Raw genomic sequence first — 17,622 nt, 5'->3', positions numbered from 1 at the left:
GGTGATCCTCGTGCCTGCGCCACCCACAGAGGAAAGATTGCTAGGCGACCAGCGTTTCCGCCTTCTTGAGATCAACGGACACCAGTTGGCTCACCCCCTGCTCAGCCATGGTCACCCCGAATAGCCGGTCCATGCGCGCCATCGTCACCGCATGGTGCGTGATGATCAGGAACCGCGTTTCGGTCTGGCGGCACATCTCGTCCAGCAGGTCACAGAACCGGGTCACATTCGCATCGTCCAACGGTGCATCCACCTCGTCGAGCACGCAGATCGGCGCCGGATTTGCCAGAAAGACCGCAAAGATCAGGGCCATTGCCGTCAGCGTCTGTTCCCCCCCGCTGAGCAGGCTCAGAGTGCTGAGTTTCTTGCCGGGTGGCTGGCACATGATTTCCAAACCCGCCTCTAGCGGATCATCGCTTTCCACCATCACCAGATTGGCTTCGCCGCCGCCAAAGAGATGGGTGAACAGCATCGAGAAATTCGAGTTCACCTGTTCAAAGGCCGTCAGCAGCCGTTCGCGCCCTTCGCGGTTCAGGCTCGCAATCCCGCCGCGCAGCGTCTTGATCGCCTCTTCCAGATCGGCCTTTTCGCCCGTCAGCGTGTCGTACTCTGTTTGCACCTCGGAGGCGTCTTCCTCAGCGCGCAGGTTCACCGCGCCCAAGGCGTCGCGCTGCCGTTTCAATCGGTTGACGTCCGCTTCAAGCGTATCCGCGCCGGGCATCGCATCCGGTGTGACTTCCAATTGGCCCAAAAGCTGATTGGGCGTGACCTGCGCCTCATCCGCGATACGTTCGGCCGCCAGCGCCACTGTCTCGCGTGCTGCATCGCTGCGCGCCTCTGCGCGGGCCCGCGCCTCGCGTGCTTCTGACGCCACCCGTTCCGTGTCGCGCTCGGACTGGGTGGCCGTGCGCAAAGTGCCCTCTGCGACCGAGAGCGCGTCCGAGCTTTGCGCCTTGCGCGCCTCGGCAATGGTGATCGACGTACTCATTTCGGCACGTTTCTCGGCAATCTCTTCGGGCGCCACGCTGGCAAGCGCCAGTTCCTCTTCGGTAGCTGTCTTGCGCGCCACCAATTCCGCACTGCGTTTCTCCGCCGTCTCCAGACGGTGCCGCCAGCCACTGATCTCCTTGGTTACTTCCTGCGCGCGTTTGGTGCGCGCCTCCCCCTCGCGGCGCAGCTCGTCATGGGCAGACCGGCGCGACATCATGGTGATCCGCGCCGCTTCCACCGCCATGCGCACGGTCTCGACCAACGCGCGGGCTTCATCGAGATCGCCAAGCTCTTCCAGCGCGCGCTCCGCTTCCTTGAAACGGGTGCGCGCCGCCATCGCTTCTTCCTCGTGGCGCGCCACCGCCAGCCCAAGCGATTCAAGCTTGCCCTCTGCCAGATTGCGGTCCGCTTCCGCCCGGCTGAGACGGCGCCCGGCATCGGCCATCAGCTTGTCCGCGGCCCGCCGTGCCTCGCGCGCCAAGGCATCCGCCTTGGTCAGCTCTGCCAATCGCGCGCCCAGCATTTCATGCGCCGCCTGCGCCCCTTCGGCGCGCTGCGTGGCCACTTCCAGATTTTGCTTGAGCTCTTCCAGCCGGTTGAGTTGTTGCAAGCGCAAAGCCGCAGCCGAGGGCGCGTCTTCGGCCCAGGCGCGGAACCCGTCCCACCGCCACAAGTCTCCCTCGGATGACACAAGCCGCTGACCCGGGCTCAAGGCAGCCTGCAACCGCGGCCCTTCGTCCGCCTCAACCAGACCAATCTGACTGATCCGCCGCGACAGAACCTCAGGGACGTCAACGAACAGCGACAACGGCTTTACCCCCTCAGGCAGCGCCTGATGACGGTCATACGCGGGCAGTGCCGCCCAGCCCGATGGGCCATCTGCTGCCACTTCCGGCGCGCGCAGATCATCCGCCAGCGCGGCCCCCAGCGCCTTTTCGTACCCCGATTTCACGTGCAGTTGGTCAAGCACCTGACCGCCCTCGGCAGTATCCCTATCCACCAGTTTGGCCAACGCGCCGGCCTCCGCACGCAACGCGTTCATCTCGCCTTCGGCTTCCGAGCGTTGTGCGCGGGCCTCGGCTTCACGCGCCTGGGTTTCCGCCCGCGCCTCTTCGGCCTCGATCAGCGCGGCGTCGGCCTTTTCCGCCGTTGCAACCGCCTCTTTTTCGGCCGCTTCAGCGGCGGAAAAATCCACGCCCGCCTGTGCCAGCGCCGCCTGGCTCGCCGCGACTGCTTCACGCGCCTTGACGGCTTCCGCTTCGGATTTGTCCTGCGTTTTCCGACTGTCTTCCAGCAATCGCTGGGCCGAGCCGTGCCGTGCAGACAAACGTGCCATGTCTTCGGTCTGTTGCGACATGTCGTCTTCGCGGGTCTGCAACACTGCCGCCGCCTCGCGTGCCGCCTCTGCCGCTTCGGCCAGCTTTTCCTCATGGCCTTCCGCGGCCTTGGCCAGCTCGCCCGCTTCCCACTCCAGCCGTTCGATGGTCTCGCCCGCGTCCCGGTTCAACCCGCCTTCGCGTTCGATGTCATGACCCAGCTGCGCAATCCGACCGGTGAGTGTTTCGATCAGCGCCAGAGCCCGCGATTCCTGATCGTTCAGGGTGTCACGTTCCACCGTCAGGCGTTGCAAGACGGCAGCCGCAATCGCCTCCTCCTCGCGCAGCGAAGGCAAGGCGTTTTCAGCTTCTTCCCGCACCTTGGCCGCCTGCCGCACGGCGGCCTCGGCCTGCGCCGCCTCGGTAACGCGCCCGCGCAGGCTCTCTTCAGCCACGGCCCGTGCCTCATCCGCCTCGCGCCAGCGACGGTAGAGCAACATGCTTTCCGCCCGGCGCAGCTCATTGCCGATCTCGCGATAGCGCGCCGCCTGCCGTGCCTGGCGCGCCAGCTGGCCGAGCTGATTGGCCAATTGCTCGATCACATCATCGACCCGCGCCAGGTTCGTCTCTGCGCCCTTGAGCTTCAGTTCGGCTTCATGCCGACGTTGATAGAGCCCGCTGATCCCCGCGGCTTCCTCCAGTATCCGCCGCCGGTTCTTCGGCTTGGCGTTGATCAGCTCCGCAATCTGCCCCTGCCGCACCAGTGCGGGGCTATGCGCACCGGTGGAGGCGTCGGCAAAAAGCATCTGCACGTCGCGGGCGCGCACATCCTTGGCCCCGACCTTGTACGCGCTGCCAACATCGCGGGTGATCCGGCGCACGATCTCAAGCTGATCCGCATCGTTGAAACCGGCTGGTGCCAGGCGATCCGAATTGTCGATATGCAGAGCAACTTCGGCAAAGTTGCGCGCGGGCCGCGTGGCGGCACCGGCAAAAATCACGTCCTCCATGCCACCGCCACGCATGGCCGTCGGGCGATTTTCCCCCATGACCCAGCGCAGCGCCTCCAACAAATTGGACTTGCCGCAGCCGTTTGGCCCCACCACGCCGGTCAAACCATCCGCGATGATCAGATCGGTGGGATCCACGAAGCTTTTAAAGCCCGTCAGTCTGAGTTTGGAAAAGCGCAAAACGTGCCTGACATTGATTCCTATGGTCCACTAGACTGTGGGGGACAGCAGGGCCTGTCAACCAAAACACCCTACAAGGTGGGTGGTAGGCGGAGTTATCCACAAGATATTGTTGCGTTACGTGATGAAAGGTTCTGTATCCACGCCAACCCGACTGGTCGTATCCATATCGCGAAACTCGCGAACGATACTGGGTAGCCACGGCTGAAAGACGCTGTGGAGTGAGGAAAAGAGTTTACCCTCAGGCAGAAGTGGTCATATAATTTGACCAAAATGGAGCCCCAATGCCCTTTCGACCGGTACAGTCTGAAAAGCTCTCTTCGGCCGTGGTCCGTCAGATCGAAGAGCTGATCCTGCGCGGCATTCTGCGGCCGGGCGAACGGCTGCCGGCGGAACGCGAGTTGGCCGAGCGGCTGCACGTGTCCCGACCCAGTCTGCGAGACGCCATCGGCACCTTGCAGGATCAGGGGTTGCTGACGGCCCGAGCCGGTGCCGGTGTCTACGTAGCCGATGTTCTGGGCTCTGCTTTCGCGCCTGCGCTGGTTCAGCTATTCGCCCGTCACGATGAGGCGGTTTTCGACTATCTCTCTTTTCGCCGGGACATGGAGGGGCTGGCCGCGGAACGGGCGGCGCGGCTGGCCTCGGACACAGACCTGCGTGTGGTGCAGGCCGTTTTTGACAAAATGGAAACCGCCCACGCCAAACGTAATCCGGAAGACGAGGCGCGGCTGGATGCGCAGTTTCACATGGCAATCATTGAGGCCAGCCACAACGTGGTCATGCTGCACATGATGCGATCCATGTACGAACTGCTGCGCGAGGGCGTGTTCTATAATCGGCAGATCATGTTCAAACAGCGCGCCACCCGGGGCATGCTGCTTGACCAACACAGAGCCATCAACCAAGCACTGCAGGTGCGCGATCCCGAGGGCGCGCGGAGCGCTGTCGAGGCGCATCTCGACTATGTCGAGGTTTGCCTCCAGGACCAGATCAGGGCCCGCCGAAACGAAGAGGTCGCTAAGCAGCGTCTAGACCACGAAGTGCAGAAACACTGATCTGCGCGGGACAGATGCCGTGCGCCGGTATTGCATATCATGCCAGTGCGCCAAGTCTGCAACTCCATTCCCTCCAGGCCCCTCTGATCAGCACCGTTGTCACCAACTCTCGTTGGTCTTTGGGAGATAGGTTTGGAGTGAAGACTGATCCAAGAATTCGACGAAAAGCATAGCGGGTTTAATGTTGCCTCGATTTTGGCAGGCCATTTGAGTTTTGCATGACGGGCTGGACAAAAAAACCCGGCCTTGAAGCCGGGTTTTTCGACGCTTTTAGTGAAGTGCCAATCAATGCAGCTTGGCATCTACCTCGGCAATTGCGCTCTCGATCAGGCTGTTGCCCTGCGCTGCAGTCATCTGTTTGGCGATCACTTGACGTGCCACGGCCATTGCGACCGTCACGGACTGGTCACGCACTTCCTTGATGGCAGCGCTTTGCGCATTTTCGATCTGCTCCTGCGCGGCGGCCATCCGCCGTTCAAGAGAGACGGCGAGATCAGCGCGCGCCTGCTCTGCCGCGACAGTGGCCTCTTCCTTGGCAGCTGCAACGATGCGATCCGCCTGTTCCTGTACTTCGCGCTGCTTGCGCTCGTAGCTGGCCAGCAGCGACTGCGCCTCGTCCCGCAGCGCGCGGGCCTCGTCCAATTCGGACTGGATGCCATCGGCACGTTTGTCCAGCATGCCGCCAATCATCGAGGGCACTTTGAAGTAGATCAGGATTGCCACGAAGACGATCAGACCCAAAAGCACGACGAAATCGGTGTTCTTCAGAGAGAAGAAGGGACCGCTCGCAGCGGCAGCAGGGCCAGCGGTGAGCAGCGCTAACAGTGTAAGTCCGGTCAACTTCCGCATGTCGCTCATCCTTTCAGCCGGGCATCAACAGCCGCTGTGATAGCTTTGCCATCAGCTTTGCCACCCATGGCACTGACGATTTCCTGCGCCGTTTCAGTGGCAACATCCTTGACCGCTTCCATCGCGCCCGCGCGGATGTCGGCAATCGCCTTTTCGGATTCCGCGGATTTTGCCGCGATCTCGGCGTCCGCCTTGGCGATTGCTGCATCCAGGTCATCCTGGATTTCGGCCTTGGCCTCGGCAACGATGCGGTGCGCTTCGGCACGGGCGTCAACCAGTGCTTTGTCGTAGGCGGCTTCCGCCTCCTTCGCTTTTGCCTTCAGGTCTTCAGCTGCAGCCAGATCGCTGGTGATCGTCCCCTGACGTTCCGCCAGGATAGCCGCGATCCGTGGCAGCGCCACCCGCGACAGAACGAAGTAAATAACGATGAGCGTGAGCACCAACCAGAAAATCTGGTTGCCCCAGGTCGAAAAATCGAGCTGTGGCATGCCCCCGGAGGAAGCCGCGTCCGCGCTGTGTGTTTCGGTTGCCATGTTGGTCTCCTTCGAACCGCCCCATTACATCGGGCAGCGGTGCCAATCACCGCCGCCCGACCGTAAGGAATGTCGTCGTAGACGTCTTAGACGGCGAACATCAGCAGCAGGGCGACGAGGAATGCGAAGATCCCCAGCGCTTCTGCGAAAGCGATACCGATGAAGAGTGTTGCTGTCTGCGATGCAGCAGCGGATGGGTTGCGCAGAGCGCCTGCCAGATAGTTGCCGGCCACGTTGCCAACCCCGATCGCGGCTGCGCCGGACCCGATTGCTGCCAGACCTGCGCCGATGTGTGCGAGTTCGCCTTCCATGTGAATTCTCCTTACGATTGGAAGTTGAGTATTTGGACGGGTGTAAAAGTCGCCCGAATTAGTGATGCGGATGCAGCGCGTCCTTGAGGTACACGCATGTGAGGATGGTAAAGACGTAGGCCTGGATAAAGGACACCAGCACCTCCAGCCCGTACATCGCGGTGATGCCGAGTACAGCCACGGGGCTGACCGCCGCGATGGCGGCGAAGCCTGCGAACACCTTGATCACCGCGTGGCCCGCCATGACGTTGCCTGCAAGACGAATGGAGTGGCTCACGGGGCGCACGAAATAGGAAATGAGCTCGATAATCGCCAGAACGGGGCGAAGCGCCAGCGGCGCGGACGACACCCAGAAGAGGCTCAGGAAAGCCGCGCCATTCTTGACGAAGCCCAGGATAGTGACGGTGATGAAGACCGCAAGCGCCAGCACGACCGTGACCGCGAAATGCGAGGTCGGCGTGAACGACGTCGGGATCAGCCCGAGGAAATTCGCGCAAACGATGAACATGAACAGCGTCATGATATACGGGAAATACCGCAGACCTTCCTTCCCGCAGATGTCTTCGACCATCTTGTAGATGAAGCCGTAGGCAAGCTCAGCAACCGATTGCGACCGGCTCGGAACGATGGCGCGATGGCGGCTGCCCAGAACCAGCAGGACGATAATGGCGACAATCGACAGGCCCATCCAGAAGGCCGTGTTCGTTGGCGTGTACCACATGACCTCACCGCCAAAGAGCGATTTGATCTCGAACTGCTCCATGGGTTTGAAAACCAAACCGCCGCCTTCTGCTTCCGCCATCTCAGGCTCCCTCGTCCTTTTCGGCCTCTTCGGCCAACTTCTTCTCCTGCACCTCTTGCGCCGACCGCAGCATCGTCTTGATGCCCGCCGCGAGGCCCAGCAATGTAAAGAGCACCAGAAAGATCGGGAGCGTCCCGAGCAGGCTGTCGAGCCCGTATCCGATGCCGAAACCGATCCCGAGACCGGCCACCAGTTCGATCACCATGCGCCAGGCCAGTTGCGCCTGGGAATAGTGCTCATCCTGACGAGGTTTGGGCGCCTGCCCCTGTTTTGCCGCCTCGATCCGCGCTTCGAGCTGCGCCAGTCGCTGCTGTTCGTCCGGGTCCGTCACGTGCAAAACACCCCACTGGATGGTTGCGCCGTTGCTATTGTGCGGAACGAGGCGAGTCAAGCGGCCCGCGCCTGGTCAGATTGCCGTTTTAAGCACTTGTTTTTACGCATATTTTTGGAGAAATGAAAGGCGATCTTAATGTGTGCTACATGCGCGGCATGCGGTTTTGCGCCGTTTCTCTCATTCAACCATTTGGTTGATCTTTTTCAGATCGGCTGTCCACGATGTGGTGCGCTGGCGGTCAGCAGCCAGTCACGAAAGAGCCGGACAGGTTTGCGGCGCAGCGCACCTTCACCGAGCAGCATGTAGTAACCGCCCTCGCGAAATCCGATGTCGGAGAGGCGCTGTAACCGACCCGCCGCAACGTCAAGCGATGTTACTTCATCGGACGTCAGATAAACGCCCTGCCCGGCCAGGGTCGCCTCGTAAGCCAGATGCGACCGCATGCGCCAGCCTGGTGCCGGGACGATGTCCGGGTCCCGCTCGCCTGCCAAAGCAAACCAGACGCCCCATGTGCCACTTGACCGGTCCCGAAACAAGGTGTGTTGCACCAAGTCACGCGGTTCAGACAGGGGCAAGTCGACGAGACCCGGCACCGCATAGGGATAGAGCGGCGCATCACTCAGCAAAATGCCATCTGGGTTGGACCCAGGGGTTTTGAGGAATCGAATGGCTACATCCGCCTCGTAGCGGTTCACATCAGCCAACCACCGCGATCCTTCCAGCCGAATTTCGATATCCGGATATGTTTCATGGAAGCTCGATAGCCGCGGGATCAGCCATTTGCTGGCAAAAAGCGGCTCGCTGTTGACCATAATCACGCCAGCGGGACGCTCGATCACCCGCTCAGTCGCCTCGGCAATCGCGTCCAGAGCGGGTGTGATCCGTCCAAGGTAAGCGGCCCCGTCTGCCGTCAGTTCGACGCCGCGGGACAGATCCCGAAAGAGCCTTGTGTTCAGACGATCTTCCAGTCCGCGCACATGTCGGCTGATTGCGGAGTGACTCACTCCAAGCTCCTCCGCGGCCCGCGAAAAACTCTCGTGCCGACCTGCTGCCTCAAAAGCCCGCAGCGCGTTCAGTGGGGGAAGTTGTCTCATCATAAGAATATGTGCATTTTTTGCACAAGTTACGTCAAGCAATTGATTTTGAAATCAAGCGCCGTCTGATGCATCTTACTGGAAATCCCTATCAAGAGTATGCCCCATGACAGATGTAACGCGTCCGCGCGCAAGGTTGAGCTTTGTCGGAATGTTAGAAAAAATCACAATCAGGCGCTGTTTGAAATGGTTTCGACCGCGCCGGAAGGGCTCGCATATCGGCCAGATCAGCGATCACTTGGCCCGTGATATCGGGTTATCTGAGGCCGACCTGGAGCGCCACAGGATAAGGTGGCCCTCGCAGACCGAGCATCACCCGCGCGGCTGACGGGCTTTTCCTGCCGATCTGCGGGCGTTATGAAGAGGGATGACACGTGACCTTGATCAGGCCTTCGCAGCACTGGCGGATCCGACGCGCCGGGCCATTCTGACGATGCTATTGGAGGACGATATGGCCGTCACGGATGTGGCGGAGCCATTCGAGATGTCACTGGCAGCCATCTCCAAACACCTTGGTGTGCTTACCGCTGCAGGGTTGATTTCCCAGGAAAAGCGAGGCCGCGTGAAGTGGTGCAAACTGGAACCGGATGCTTTGCGGGCAGCTTCGGTCTGGATGCAGGGTTTCGGGCAGTTCGAACCGGTGAACCTAGACGCATTTGAGAGGTTCCTCGCGACCGAACTACCCGAAGAAAGCGCGTGAGCGCTTAAGCTTCTGTCGGAACACTCAGGTTGCGAGATTGATCACCGCCATAACCACAACCACAAGTCCGACAAGATAAATAATACTACGCATTTCCTGTTCCTCTCATTGAGCTTTGTCGGGAGATCAACGCGCCTGTCGCAGTTCTTGTTCCATGGATCTGGCGCCGTCATCGCGCAAAAGCAGTGCAAGCGCGACAATGGTCAAAGCAACACCCCCCAGCACCAAGGGATGCGGAACGCTGTTGCCAAAGGCGATTTCCCACAGAATCACCCAGCTCGGCGTCAGGTAGGTATAGGCCATGACCTTGGCGCTCGGCAGACGCAGTGTCGCGAATTGCAGCAACACGAAGGTGGCCGCAGACGCAAATACGGCGATGTAGATGAGTGTGATCCATACGATGCTTGGCAGGCCCGTCCACTCCGTCGCGGCAATGTCCGACCATGAATAAAGCGTCAACAGCAGAGCGCCTGCGACCAACATGCCAAAGGTGAAAACCACCGCTGGCTCCCCCCGGTTCAGCTTGCGCACCATGGGCGTGTAGATCGCGTGGGCCACGCAACCAAAGAAATAGATCGCTTCGCCGCGCCCAATCTCAAACGCGCGCAATGCTTCTAGATCGGCCCGGAAGATCACCCAGAGCGCTCCTGCTGCACCGATGCTGAGTGCCAGCGCCATACGCGGCGTCGTGATCTGGCGCAACAGCACCCAACCGAAACCTGCCGCCATCACCGGGGTCAGGGTAAAGACCGCCGCCGCACTGACCGGGGCAGCGGTCTTTAACCCTTCGAACATCAAGACGAAATAGATGGCAAAGGTTCCCCCCAGCAGCGCGTACCGCCAAGGTGCCTGGAAGGCGGTGCGCGGCAGCCCTGTTGTCACCGCTGCTGCCACCCCGATCACCAGTGCTGCCAGGGCGAAGCGTGCCGCATTCAATACAGCCGGGTCAATCTCGTTCGCGGCCTGTGCGCCGAGGGAAAACGAACCGGCAACCAATGCAGAGAAAGCCAGCATGGCCAGATGACCCTGCGCGCCCGGCGTCATACATCCCAGCCTTTCGCCTGTTCTTTGAGATAGCTCAAAAAGGCCTGCACCTTCGTGGTGCGATGAAGATCCACATGGGTGACCAGCCACAGGGGTGCGGACCAATCCTCCTGACGTGGGAAGACCTCGACAAGATCAGGATTTTCGCGCGCCTCCAGCACCGGGATAAACCCAATGCCAGCGCCCGATTTCACGGCGATCTCGAGCGCACGTGTATCAGTTGACCGGAACGTCAGCACGCAAGCGGGAATGTGCGCGCGTAGCCAGCGGTTAAACGGGGCGCGACTGTCATCACTGTCATGGCCGACAAAGCGGTGACCCTTGACGTCTTCGATAGACTTCGGCGTGCCATGCGTCCTGAGATACTCCCGCGTGGCGTAAAGCCCCATATGCTGATGGTGAAATGCCTGTACGACATTGTCCGGCTGCTCTGGCACGGTACCCGCGCGAATGGCCACATGCGCCTCGCCATATTCAAGCCGAAAGAGGCGTTCCCCCGTCAGATAACGCAGAACCACATCCGGGTAGAGCGTCTGGAACTGTGACAGCAAGGGCACCATTCTCGGTGCCAAGCTGATCAACGATGTGATCACCAGATCGCCTGAAACCTCGTTGCCAAGCCCTTTGATGCGACCGGCCAATTGACTGAACTGATCATCCGTCGCCTGGGCAACCCGCAACAGATCCTGCCCGGCCTCGGTGGCCGTGTAACCACGCGCATGGCGCTGAAACAGTTTGACGCCAAGACGCCCCTCAATCGCATCGATATGGCGGATCACCGTCGCATGATGCACGCCCAGCACATCAGCCGCACCACTGACGGTTCCCATGCGTGCTACCTGATAGGCAGTCTTGATCTCGTCCCAGTTATCCATATCGCACCACTGCCCCATTGATGTGCAATGTCGCACACTTCATGTGAAATATCACCAATTGCGTTCGAAATTGCAATATCCATATTTGATGCACGAAGAAAGAAATCTGATCTATCCATGAAGGACATCCCAAATGACACAGACCATTCTGCACATTGATGCCTCCGCCCGCTTTGCCGGATCGACCACCCGACAGCTGACCGCCTCCATCGTCGACAAACTCGGCGGCACCGTGATCCGCCGCGATCTGAGCGAGGCAGTGCCCCAGATCACCGAGGCCTGGGTCAGTGCCAATTTCACCCCCGCCGATCAACGCAACCCGGCGCAAAAAGACACGCTCGCACTCTCCGACACGCTGGTGCAGGAAGTCACGGCGGCAGATGTGCTGGTGATCGGCGTGCCGGTCTACAACTTCGGGGTGCCTGCTGCGCTCAAGGCCTGGATCGACCAGATCGCCCGCGCGGGCCTGACCTTCAAATACACCGAAAATGGCCCTGTTGGCCTCTTGGAGGGCAAGCGCGCGGTGATTGCCCTGGCCACCGGCGGCACCGAAGTGGGCTCCGAGATCGACTTCGCCTCGGGCTACCTGCGCCATATCATGGGCTTCATCGGCATCACCGATGTTGAAATCGTCGCCGCCGACCGCCTCATGGCTGATGCCGACAAGGCCATGGCCGACGCCACCGCCCAGATCGCGGCCCTCGCCGCGTGATTCATCACGCCGATCGGGGGCGCGCTATGACGCCCCCGAACCGGCCGCCCTCAATGACAATGATAAGGCTGAGACCCACCATGGCAGCATTGCCCCGGTGGTGAACTCTTGCGACACCCGCCGCCATGCGACAGCTCGGTGCTGTCCGGGCTTGGCGCATCAGCCAGAGCCGTAAAAGCTGACACCGCGACCACGGAAATTGCGGTCAGTACCAGTCTTGCAAATGTCATATCCCTATTCCTTTTCCCTTTGCGGAGGATGCGGCTCAGTCTGATGCAGGTGGCGAGGTCCCGCCTTGAGCCAGATCAACACCCAGCCACCCGGCTTGCAGCCAAGGGGCGCCGGCTCCAGCTCCGCGTGACCCCCGAGAGTATGCGCACGACCAAAGCCGCCCCAGTCAGCCCCGATCAAACCGCACCTTCGACAGGCTCACGCCCCATCCGCACGCGCCTGTCTTCACCCTTCTCCAAATACTCATGACACGCGGCCTCCGCCCGCGCGCACGTCGACACTATTGCGCCCCGCAGGATCATATGCCGTGCATTTGCACCGAAATCGCCCCGAAAGCACCACGGTCTTGCGCTCTTCTGCGCCCATGAAAATCCTGACGGACACCCCGGACCGGCTGGTGATCGAACACCGGCCCATCCTCCTGGCGGCAGCCCTCGTCGCCATGAGCCTGCTGCTGCTCTACGCCAGCATGGCCGCCTTTGCCGAGGGCGATCCGGGCAAGGCGCTCTTCGTGCTCACCGTGACAGCCCTCCTGATGGTTCCCTCCTTCTGGTTCGCCGTGGAGCGGGTGCAGGTCACCTTTGACCGCACCGCCCAGAGCCTCACCCTGCGCAAACGGCGCCTCGATGGCGACCGGTTTGAGACCCACCCGCTAGCGGATGTGACGCGCGCGATGCTGCAGACCCGCAAGGGCGACCACGACACAGCCGACTGTCACCGGGTCGCGCTCGTGCTCGGGGCGGACCGGCTTGAAAACCGCCACGGACTGACCACCAGCTATCGCAGTGGCCCGCAGGCCGAAAAGGTGGTCCGGCGCATCAATGCGTGGCTTGACTCAGGCCGCACCGCCGCCTAAACGCTCCTCAACATCCGGAAGCACCAGCCTTCCGGTCCCGAGCCGTTCGGGATCGCCCTCCGTCAGCGCGTTGCGCCCACGGGGGCGCTTTTCGTTTCGGTCCGACCGGGACGTTTGTGCATTCACGGCGGACCTCCTACATCAGGAGCATCCCGCAACCGATATCGAAGGGGGCCATGGCCCATGTTTGAAAATCTGTCCGAACGCCTCTCCGGCGTCTTTGACCGGCTCACGAAACAGGGCGCCCTGTCCGAAGACGACGTGGCCACCGCCCTGCGCGAGGTCCGCGTCGCGCTGCTGGAGGCCGATGTCTCCCTGCCCGTGGCGCGCGATTTCGTCAAAGCCGTGCAGGAAAAAGCCACCGGACAGGCCGTCACCAAGTCGATCACGCCGGGCCAGCAGGTCGTCAAGATCGTACATGATGCCCTGATCGACGTGCTGAAGGGCGAAGGCGAGCCCGGCGCGCTGAAGATCGACAACCCGCCCGCGCCGATCCTGATGGTCGGCCTGCAGGGCTCAGGCAAGACAACCACCACCGCGAAACTGGCCAAACGTCTGAAAGACCGTGACGGCAAGCGCGTGCTGATGGCCTCGCTCGACGTAAACCGCCCCGCCGCGATGGAGCAGCTTGCCATTCTCGGCACCCAGATCGGCGTCGACACCCTGCCCATCGTCAAGGGGGAAGACCCCGTCGCCATCGCCAAACGCGCCAAGACGCAGGCGGGCCTCGGCGGCTATGACGTCTATATGCTGGACACCGCTGGCCGGTTGCACATCGATCAGGAGCTGATCGCCCAGGCCGCCGCCGTGCGCGACGTGGCCAACCCGCGCGAAACCCTGCTGGTGGTCGACGGCCTCACCGGTCAGGACGCCGTCAACGTCGCCACCGAATTCGACGACAAGATCGGTGTCTCGGGCGTGGTGCTCACCCGGATGGATGGCGACGGGCGCGGCGGTGCGGCGCTCTCGATGCGCGCAGTCACAGGCAAGCCGATCAAATACGTAGGCCTTGGCGAGAAGATGGACGCCATCGAGACCTTCGAACCCGAACGCATCGCGGGCCGCATCCTCGGGATGGGCGACATCGTGGCGCTGGTGGAGAAGGCGCAGGAAACCATCGAGGCCGAGCAGGCCGAAAAGATGATGAAGCGCATGGCCAAGGGTCAGTTCAACATGAACGACCTCAAGATGCAGCTGGAACAGATGCTCAAAATGGGCGGGATGGAAGGCATGATGGGCATGATGCCCGGCATGGGCAAAATGGCCAAACAGGTCGAGGCGGCAGGGATGGATGACAGCATCCTGAAGCGCCAGATCGCGCTGATCCAGTCCATGACCAAGAAGGAACGCGCCAACCCACAGATCCTGCAGGCCTCCCGCAAGAAACGCATCGCCAAGGGCGCAGGGCTCGAAGTTTCCGAACTCAACAAACTGCTCAAGATGCAGCGTCAGATGGGCGACATGATGAAGAAGATGGGCCGCATGGGCAAAGGCGGCATGCTGAAACAAGCCATGAAGGGGATGATGGGCAAGGGCGGCATGCCCGGTATGGACCCGTCTCAGATGGACCCCAAACAGCTCGAGGCCGCAGCCAAAGCCATGGGCGGCAAGCTGCCCGGTGGTCTCGGCGGGATGGGCGGCGGCATGCCCCTGCCCCCCGGCCTGTCAGGATTTGGCAAAAAGAAATGACACCCTCGGTCGCTGATACCCCGGTGCTGGAAACGACGCGCCTCGTACTCCGCATGCCTTCTGCGGCGGATGCAGCGCTCTATGCCGCGTTCTTCGACGCGCAGACCGGGGACGGCTACTTCTATGGCGGGCCCCTGCGACCGGATCAGGCCAGCGTGCGTCTGGCAGCGGACATCGGGCATTGGCACATGAAGGGCTTCGGCAAATTCGTGATGGTCGACCGCGAGACAGGTGCGCCCATTGGCGGGTGCGGGATCGTGCATTGGGACGGCTGGCCCAGCCATGAGCTGACATGGTGGCTGCTGGGCACTGCGCGCGGCAAGGGCTTTGCCACCGAAGCCGCTCTGGCCGTGCTGGAGTACGCGCAAGACACGCTGGGGTGGACAGTCGTGGAAACCCATGTCCGCGACACCAATGCGGCTGCCTTGCGTCTCGTGGATCGCCTGGGCGGTACGAAACTGCGCCGCGACAGCTTCCCCGACGGGCACGGCCGCGACGTCTTCGGCTTTGACCTGGCAAACCGTGGTGAGGTCGCATGATTACCTGCTTTTTGAAATACGAGATCGACCCGGCGAAAGTGGCTGATTTTGAAATCTATGCCAAAGCGTGGATTCACAACATCAACCGCATGGGCGGCACGCATCATGGCTACTGGTTGCCCTCCGAAGGACCATCCGATCTGGCATGGTGTGCGTTCAGCTTCCCGTCGCTCGCGGCTTACGAAGCCTACCGCAGGGAAATGGCGACCGACCCCGCCTGCATCGCCACCTATGCGCACGCCGAACGCACGCAGTGCATCCGCCGCTATGACCGCCACTTCACCCGCCCCGTTCTGGAAGGCGAAAGCCCGGCTGATCTGGGATTGATGTGATGCAAGTGGCGCGCACCCTCTCGACGGCACGGCTTGCTCTGCGCCAGCCACAGGCGGACGACCTCTCCGCCTACACGGTCTATTGTGCGAGCGACCGCGCGGTCCACGTAGGCGGGCCTTTCGACGCCCCTACGGCATTCAACCGGTTCGCCGCTATGATTGGGCACTGGGCCCTGCGGGACTTTGGGCGCTACGTGATGGAACACGAGGGGCGCGCCGTAGGTCACGTGGGCCCGTTGCACTTGACGGATCAGACAGCGCCGGAGCTTTCCTGGACCATCTGGAACGACGCGGATGAGGGCAAAGGCTTTGCCACCGAAGCAGCGCGCGCGGTGGTGGATCACCTTCTGGATCGGATCGGGTGGACAGAACTGCTGATCCGTGTGGCGCCCGAGAACACCGGCTCGTGCCGTATCGCCGAGAAACTGGGCGCGCGCGCCGGACAGCCACCCGCCTTTGACCGCTATCCCGGCGCCCTGACGTATAGGATCGCCGCGTGACCGCCGCACCCGTCATAACCGGCGATCGTCTGCGCCTGCGTCCCCATGTCATGGAAGACATGGAAGCCTTTTGGGCCTTCTTCCAGACCCCGCGTTCGCAATTCGTTGACGGCCCGGACAACAAAACACACCTCTGGTACGGGCTTGCCTCCGAAGTTGGCTCTTGGGAGTTGATGGGCATGGGCGGTTGGGCCATCGAGGTGGACAACCAAATTGCGGGACAGGTCGCCATCACACAGCCGCCGCATTTTGCCGAAACCGAGCTTGGCTACATCCTCTTTGACGGTTTCGAAGGGCGCGGGCTTGCCTGTGAAGCGGCCGCACTGGCGCTGGCCTATACACGGCAGGAGATCAGACCGGCGTCGCTGGTGAGCTACATCCACCGTGACAATGCCCGCTCCATCGCTTTGGCTGAAAGGCTGGGGGGAGCCCATGACCCGGACGCCAGAACACATGATCCGGACGACGTGGTCTACCGCTACGAGGTGGCGGCGTGAGGTTTGCCTGTGAAACACCCTCGACCGGTGCCGCGGCCGCCTTTGCCTTCGCGCTGCAAGGTCAGTTACCGCTTCTGGTGACCGAGCGCCTTGTGCTGCGTGCGCCGAAGGTCGAGGATTTCGACGCCTTTGCCAGCATTGCCTGCACCGATCGCGGGGCGTATTTTGGTGGCCCGATGACGCGTGAGGAGGCCTGGGCCGACTTCACCCAGATGACCGCCACGTGGTTGCTGCACGGCCACGGCGTCTGGACCATTGGCGCGGCAGGCGACATCGCGGGCTTCGTTCTCTTGGGATTTGAACCCGGTGATCTGGAACCCGAACTGGGCTTCCTCCTGTTGCCCGAGGCCGAGGGGCAGGGCATCGCCTTTGAGGCGGCAACGGCTGCCCGGGCGCATGCCTTTGACACCCTAGGCTGGACAACGCTGGTCAGCTACATCGATCCCGAAAACGCCCGCGCGGCCCGTTTGGCATCGCGGCTTGGGGCGGTGCGGGACGGTATGGTCGATGACGCCCAGGTCTGGCGTTACAGCACAGGAGGTGCGCGCGCATGACCGGCACCTCCATTCCGCGCCTCGAAACCGGGCGGCTGATCCTGCGCGGCCCGGAGCCCGAGGATTACCCGGACTTCAAGGCCACCTTCACCAGCTACCGCGCCCGTTTCATGGGCGGGCCGCTGAACGCCTATGAAGCATGGATGCTCTATGCCGCCGAGATCGGTCATTGGCAGATCCGCGGCTATGGCATGTGGATGATCCACGACAAGGCCTCCGGTGAGACGCTGGGCATGGCGGGCGGGTGGAAACCCGCAAAGTGGCCCGAAGCGGAAATCGCCTGGGTGATCTGGCCGGACAAGGCCGGGAAAGGTTATGCGCTGGAAGCGACGCATAAGGTGCGCGACTATCTCTACCGGGAAAAGGCCTGGGATACCGCGGTCAGCTACATCGATCCCAAGAACCTCGACAGCATACGGCTGGCTGAACGTTTGGGTGCGGTCAAGGACCCGGCCGCGGCAACGATTGACGGCAATGACGCGGTCTATCGCCATCCATCCGCGGCTGATTTGCAGGGCTCCCAACTGGCCCATGGGATCGAAATGGAAATCGGCCACTATGCCGACCCGCTCTTTAAACCGAAAGGATGGGCCATTGACTGATCCATTTCTTGCAGTAT

Annotated in this window: 22 protein-coding genes; 11 read left to right on the top strand and 11 right to left on the bottom strand. The window is 61.7% G+C overall.

What is annotated here, in order from left to right:
* Positions 1–40 precede the first annotated feature (40 nt).
* Positions 41–3,496, bottom strand: coding sequence for a chromosome segregation protein SMC (smc, locus tag Q1A52_RS17060; RefSeq protein ID WP_300018050.1), 3,456 nt, complete (start codon positions 3,494–3,496; stop codon positions 41–43).
* 284 nt (positions 3,497–3,780) lie between these two features.
* On the opposite strand from smc, the gene Q1A52_RS17055 reads away from it, so the two are divergent.
* Complete coding sequence (locus Q1A52_RS17055) at positions 3,781–4,551, top strand: FadR/GntR family transcriptional regulator (protein ID WP_300018047.1); 771 nt, start codon at positions 3,781–3,783, stop codon at positions 4,549–4,551.
* Between the two features lie 285 nt (positions 4,552–4,836).
* On the opposite strand, the gene Q1A52_RS17050 is transcribed toward Q1A52_RS17055, so the two are convergent.
* The 6 genes from Q1A52_RS17050 to Q1A52_RS17025 all read right to left on the bottom strand — a co-directional run bounded on the left by Q1A52_RS17050 (position 4,837) and on the right by Q1A52_RS17025 (position 8,474).
* Entirely contained in the window at positions 4,837–5,400 is a 564-nt protein-coding gene (locus Q1A52_RS17050; RefSeq protein ID WP_300018044.1) for a F0F1 ATP synthase subunit B, read from the bottom strand.
* Between the two features lie 5 nt (positions 5,401–5,405).
* A complete protein-coding gene (locus Q1A52_RS17045; RefSeq protein WP_300018041.1) occupies positions 5,406–5,933 on the bottom strand; it encodes a F0F1 ATP synthase subunit B' in 528 nt (175 codons plus the stop codon).
* Between the two features lie 86 nt (positions 5,934–6,019).
* Positions 6,020–6,244 carry a F0F1 ATP synthase subunit C gene (locus Q1A52_RS17040; RefSeq protein ID WP_011567586.1) on the bottom strand — a complete coding sequence of 75 codons (225 nt, stop codon included), beginning with the start codon at positions 6,242–6,244 and terminating at the stop codon, positions 6,020–6,022.
* A 58-nt stretch (positions 6,245–6,302) separates the two neighbouring features.
* Entirely contained in the window at positions 6,303–7,046 is a 744-nt protein-coding gene (locus tag Q1A52_RS17035) for a F0F1 ATP synthase subunit A (protein ID WP_300018038.1), read from the bottom strand.
* Position 7,047: 1 nt separating this feature from the next.
* Positions 7,048–7,377, bottom strand: a complete 330-nt coding sequence (locus Q1A52_RS17030; protein WP_299779204.1) for an AtpZ/AtpI family protein — start codon at positions 7,375–7,377, stop codon at positions 7,048–7,050.
* 206 nt (positions 7,378–7,583) lie between these two features.
* A complete protein-coding gene (locus Q1A52_RS17025; RefSeq protein ID WP_300018035.1) occupies positions 7,584–8,474 on the bottom strand; it encodes a LysR family transcriptional regulator in 891 nt (296 codons plus the stop codon).
* Positions 8,475–8,841: 367 nt separating this feature from the next.
* Between Q1A52_RS17025 and Q1A52_RS17020 the strand changes: the two genes are divergently transcribed.
* Positions 8,842–9,174, top strand: coding sequence for a helix-turn-helix transcriptional regulator (locus Q1A52_RS17020; RefSeq protein ID WP_300018032.1), 333 nt, complete (start codon positions 8,842–8,844; stop codon positions 9,172–9,174).
* Between the two features lie 126 nt (positions 9,175–9,300).
* Here Q1A52_RS17020 and Q1A52_RS17015 read toward each other — a convergent pair whose 3' ends face one another.
* Both Q1A52_RS17015 and Q1A52_RS17010 read right to left on the bottom strand, forming a co-directional pair.
* The gene (locus Q1A52_RS17015) at positions 9,301–10,218 is read right to left on the bottom strand and encodes a DMT family transporter (RefSeq protein ID WP_300018029.1); all 918 of its coding nucleotides are present in this window, start codon (positions 10,216–10,218) and stop codon (positions 9,301–9,303) included.
* Entirely contained in the window at positions 10,215–11,093 is an 879-nt protein-coding gene (locus tag Q1A52_RS17010) for a LysR family transcriptional regulator (RefSeq protein WP_300018026.1), read from the bottom strand. Before Q1A52_RS17010 ends, Q1A52_RS17015 begins: the two co-directional genes overlap by 4 nt.
* Before the next feature lie 133 nt (positions 11,094–11,226).
* Here Q1A52_RS17010 and Q1A52_RS17005 point away from each other — a divergent pair, with 133 nt between their 5' ends.
* Entirely contained in the window at positions 11,227–11,805 is a 579-nt protein-coding gene (locus tag Q1A52_RS17005) for an NAD(P)H-dependent oxidoreductase (RefSeq protein WP_300018023.1), read from the top strand.
* 50 nt (positions 11,806–11,855) lie between these two features.
* Here Q1A52_RS17005 and Q1A52_RS17000 read toward each other — a convergent pair whose 3' ends face one another.
* The gene (locus Q1A52_RS17000) at positions 11,856–12,035 is read right to left on the bottom strand and encodes a hypothetical protein (protein WP_300018020.1); all 180 of its coding nucleotides are present in this window, start codon (positions 12,033–12,035) and stop codon (positions 11,856–11,858) included.
* Between the two features lie 308 nt (positions 12,036–12,343).
* Between Q1A52_RS17000 and Q1A52_RS16995 the strand changes: the two genes are divergently transcribed.
* Positions 12,344–12,892 (top strand): hypothetical protein, encoded by a 549-nt coding sequence (locus Q1A52_RS16995; protein WP_300018017.1) that lies wholly within the window; start codon positions 12,344–12,346, stop codon positions 12,890–12,892.
* On the opposite strand, the gene Q1A52_RS16990 is transcribed toward Q1A52_RS16995, so the two are convergent.
* Entirely contained in the window at positions 12,872–13,018 is a 147-nt protein-coding gene (locus Q1A52_RS16990) for a hypothetical protein (RefSeq protein ID WP_300018014.1), read from the bottom strand. The genes Q1A52_RS16995 and Q1A52_RS16990 overlap by 21 nt on opposite strands.
* A gap of 57 nt (positions 13,019–13,075) precedes the next feature.
* Between Q1A52_RS16990 and ffh the strand changes: the two genes are divergently transcribed.
* Genes ffh through Q1A52_RS16955 form a run of 7 tightly spaced genes read left to right on the top strand, consistent with a single transcriptional unit; the run spans position 13,076 to position 17,605 of the window.
* Positions 13,076–14,581: a signal recognition particle protein gene (gene ffh, locus Q1A52_RS16985; RefSeq protein WP_195821594.1), complete on the top strand. Its 1,506-nt coding sequence runs from the start codon at positions 13,076–13,078 to the stop codon at positions 14,579–14,581.
* Positions 14,578–15,120 carry a GNAT family N-acetyltransferase gene (locus Q1A52_RS16980; protein ID WP_300018011.1) on the top strand — a complete coding sequence of 181 codons (543 nt, stop codon included), beginning with the start codon at positions 14,578–14,580 and terminating at the stop codon, positions 15,118–15,120. The genes ffh and Q1A52_RS16980 overlap by 4 nt, the downstream gene beginning before the upstream one ends.
* A complete protein-coding gene (locus Q1A52_RS16975) occupies positions 15,117–15,452 on the top strand; it encodes an NIPSNAP family protein (RefSeq protein ID WP_300018008.1) in 336 nt (111 codons plus the stop codon). The genes Q1A52_RS16980 and Q1A52_RS16975 overlap by 4 nt, the downstream gene beginning before the upstream one ends.
* Positions 15,452–15,952, top strand: a complete 501-nt coding sequence (locus Q1A52_RS16970) for a GNAT family N-acetyltransferase (protein ID WP_300018005.1) — start codon at positions 15,452–15,454, stop codon at positions 15,950–15,952. Before Q1A52_RS16975 ends, Q1A52_RS16970 begins: the two co-directional genes overlap by 1 nt.
* Positions 15,949–16,449 carry a GNAT family N-acetyltransferase gene (locus Q1A52_RS16965; RefSeq protein WP_300018002.1) on the top strand — a complete coding sequence of 167 codons (501 nt, stop codon included), beginning with the start codon at positions 15,949–15,951 and terminating at the stop codon, positions 16,447–16,449. The genes Q1A52_RS16970 and Q1A52_RS16965 overlap by 4 nt, the downstream gene beginning before the upstream one ends.
* Positions 16,446–17,003: a GNAT family N-acetyltransferase gene (locus Q1A52_RS16960; RefSeq protein WP_300017999.1), complete on the top strand. Its 558-nt coding sequence runs from the start codon at positions 16,446–16,448 to the stop codon at positions 17,001–17,003. Before Q1A52_RS16965 ends, Q1A52_RS16960 begins: the two co-directional genes overlap by 4 nt.
* Positions 17,000–17,605 (top strand): GNAT family N-acetyltransferase, encoded by a 606-nt coding sequence (locus tag Q1A52_RS16955; protein ID WP_300017996.1) that lies wholly within the window; start codon positions 17,000–17,002, stop codon positions 17,603–17,605. Before Q1A52_RS16960 ends, Q1A52_RS16955 begins: the two co-directional genes overlap by 4 nt.
* Positions 17,606–17,622 lie beyond the last annotated feature (17 nt).

Origin of the sequence: uncultured Roseobacter sp. (assembly GCF_947488185.1) — a bacterium.
Taxonomy (GTDB): Bacteria; Pseudomonadota; Alphaproteobacteria; order Rhodobacterales; family Rhodobacteraceae; genus Roseobacter.
Note: the sequence above shows the minus strand (reverse complement) of the source record. Positions and strands in the feature narration are given on the sequence as shown.

Coding starts and splice junctions, on each gene's coding strand:
- Q1A52_RS17040 (WP_011567586.1), bottom strand. CDS start 6,244: ATGGAAGGCGAACTCGCACACATCGGCGCAGGTCTGGCAGCAATCGGG.
- Q1A52_RS16975 (WP_300018008.1), top strand. CDS start 15,117: ATGATTACCTGCTTTTTGAAATACGAGATCGACCCGGCGAAAGTGGCT.
- Q1A52_RS17005 (WP_300018023.1), top strand. CDS start 11,227: ATGACACAGACCATTCTGCACATTGATGCCTCCGCCCGCTTTGCCGGA.
- Q1A52_RS17025 (WP_300018035.1), bottom strand. CDS start 8,474: ATGAGACAACTTCCCCCACTGAACGCGCTGCGGGCTTTTGAGGCAGCA.
- Q1A52_RS16955 (WP_300017996.1), top strand. CDS start 17,000: ATGACCGGCACCTCCATTCCGCGCCTCGAAACCGGGCGGCTGATCCTG.
- Q1A52_RS17020 (WP_300018032.1), top strand. CDS start 8,842: ATGACACGTGACCTTGATCAGGCCTTCGCAGCACTGGCGGATCCGACG.
- Q1A52_RS17055 (WP_300018047.1), top strand. CDS start 3,781: ATGCCCTTTCGACCGGTACAGTCTGAAAAGCTCTCTTCGGCCGTGGTC.
- ffh (WP_195821594.1), top strand. CDS start 13,076: ATGTTTGAAAATCTGTCCGAACGCCTCTCCGGCGTCTTTGACCGGCTC.
- Q1A52_RS16970 (WP_300018005.1), top strand. CDS start 15,452: ATGCAAGTGGCGCGCACCCTCTCGACGGCACGGCTTGCTCTGCGCCAG.
- Q1A52_RS17045 (WP_300018041.1), bottom strand. CDS start 5,933: ATGGCAACCGAAACACACAGCGCGGACGCGGCTTCCTCCGGGGGCATG.
- Q1A52_RS17000 (WP_300018020.1), bottom strand. CDS start 12,035: ATGACATTTGCAAGACTGGTACTGACCGCAATTTCCGTGGTCGCGGTG.
- Q1A52_RS16980 (WP_300018011.1), top strand. CDS start 14,578: ATGACACCCTCGGTCGCTGATACCCCGGTGCTGGAAACGACGCGCCTC.
- Q1A52_RS17010 (WP_300018026.1), bottom strand. CDS start 11,093: ATGGATAACTGGGACGAGATCAAGACTGCCTATCAGGTAGCACGCATG.
- Q1A52_RS17035 (WP_300018038.1), bottom strand. CDS start 7,046: ATGGCGGAAGCAGAAGGCGGCGGTTTGGTTTTCAAACCCATGGAGCAG.
- Q1A52_RS17050 (WP_300018044.1), bottom strand. CDS start 5,400: ATGCGGAAGTTGACCGGACTTACACTGTTAGCGCTGCTCACCGCTGGC.
- Q1A52_RS17015 (WP_300018029.1), bottom strand. CDS start 10,218: ATGACGCCGGGCGCGCAGGGTCATCTGGCCATGCTGGCTTTCTCTGCA.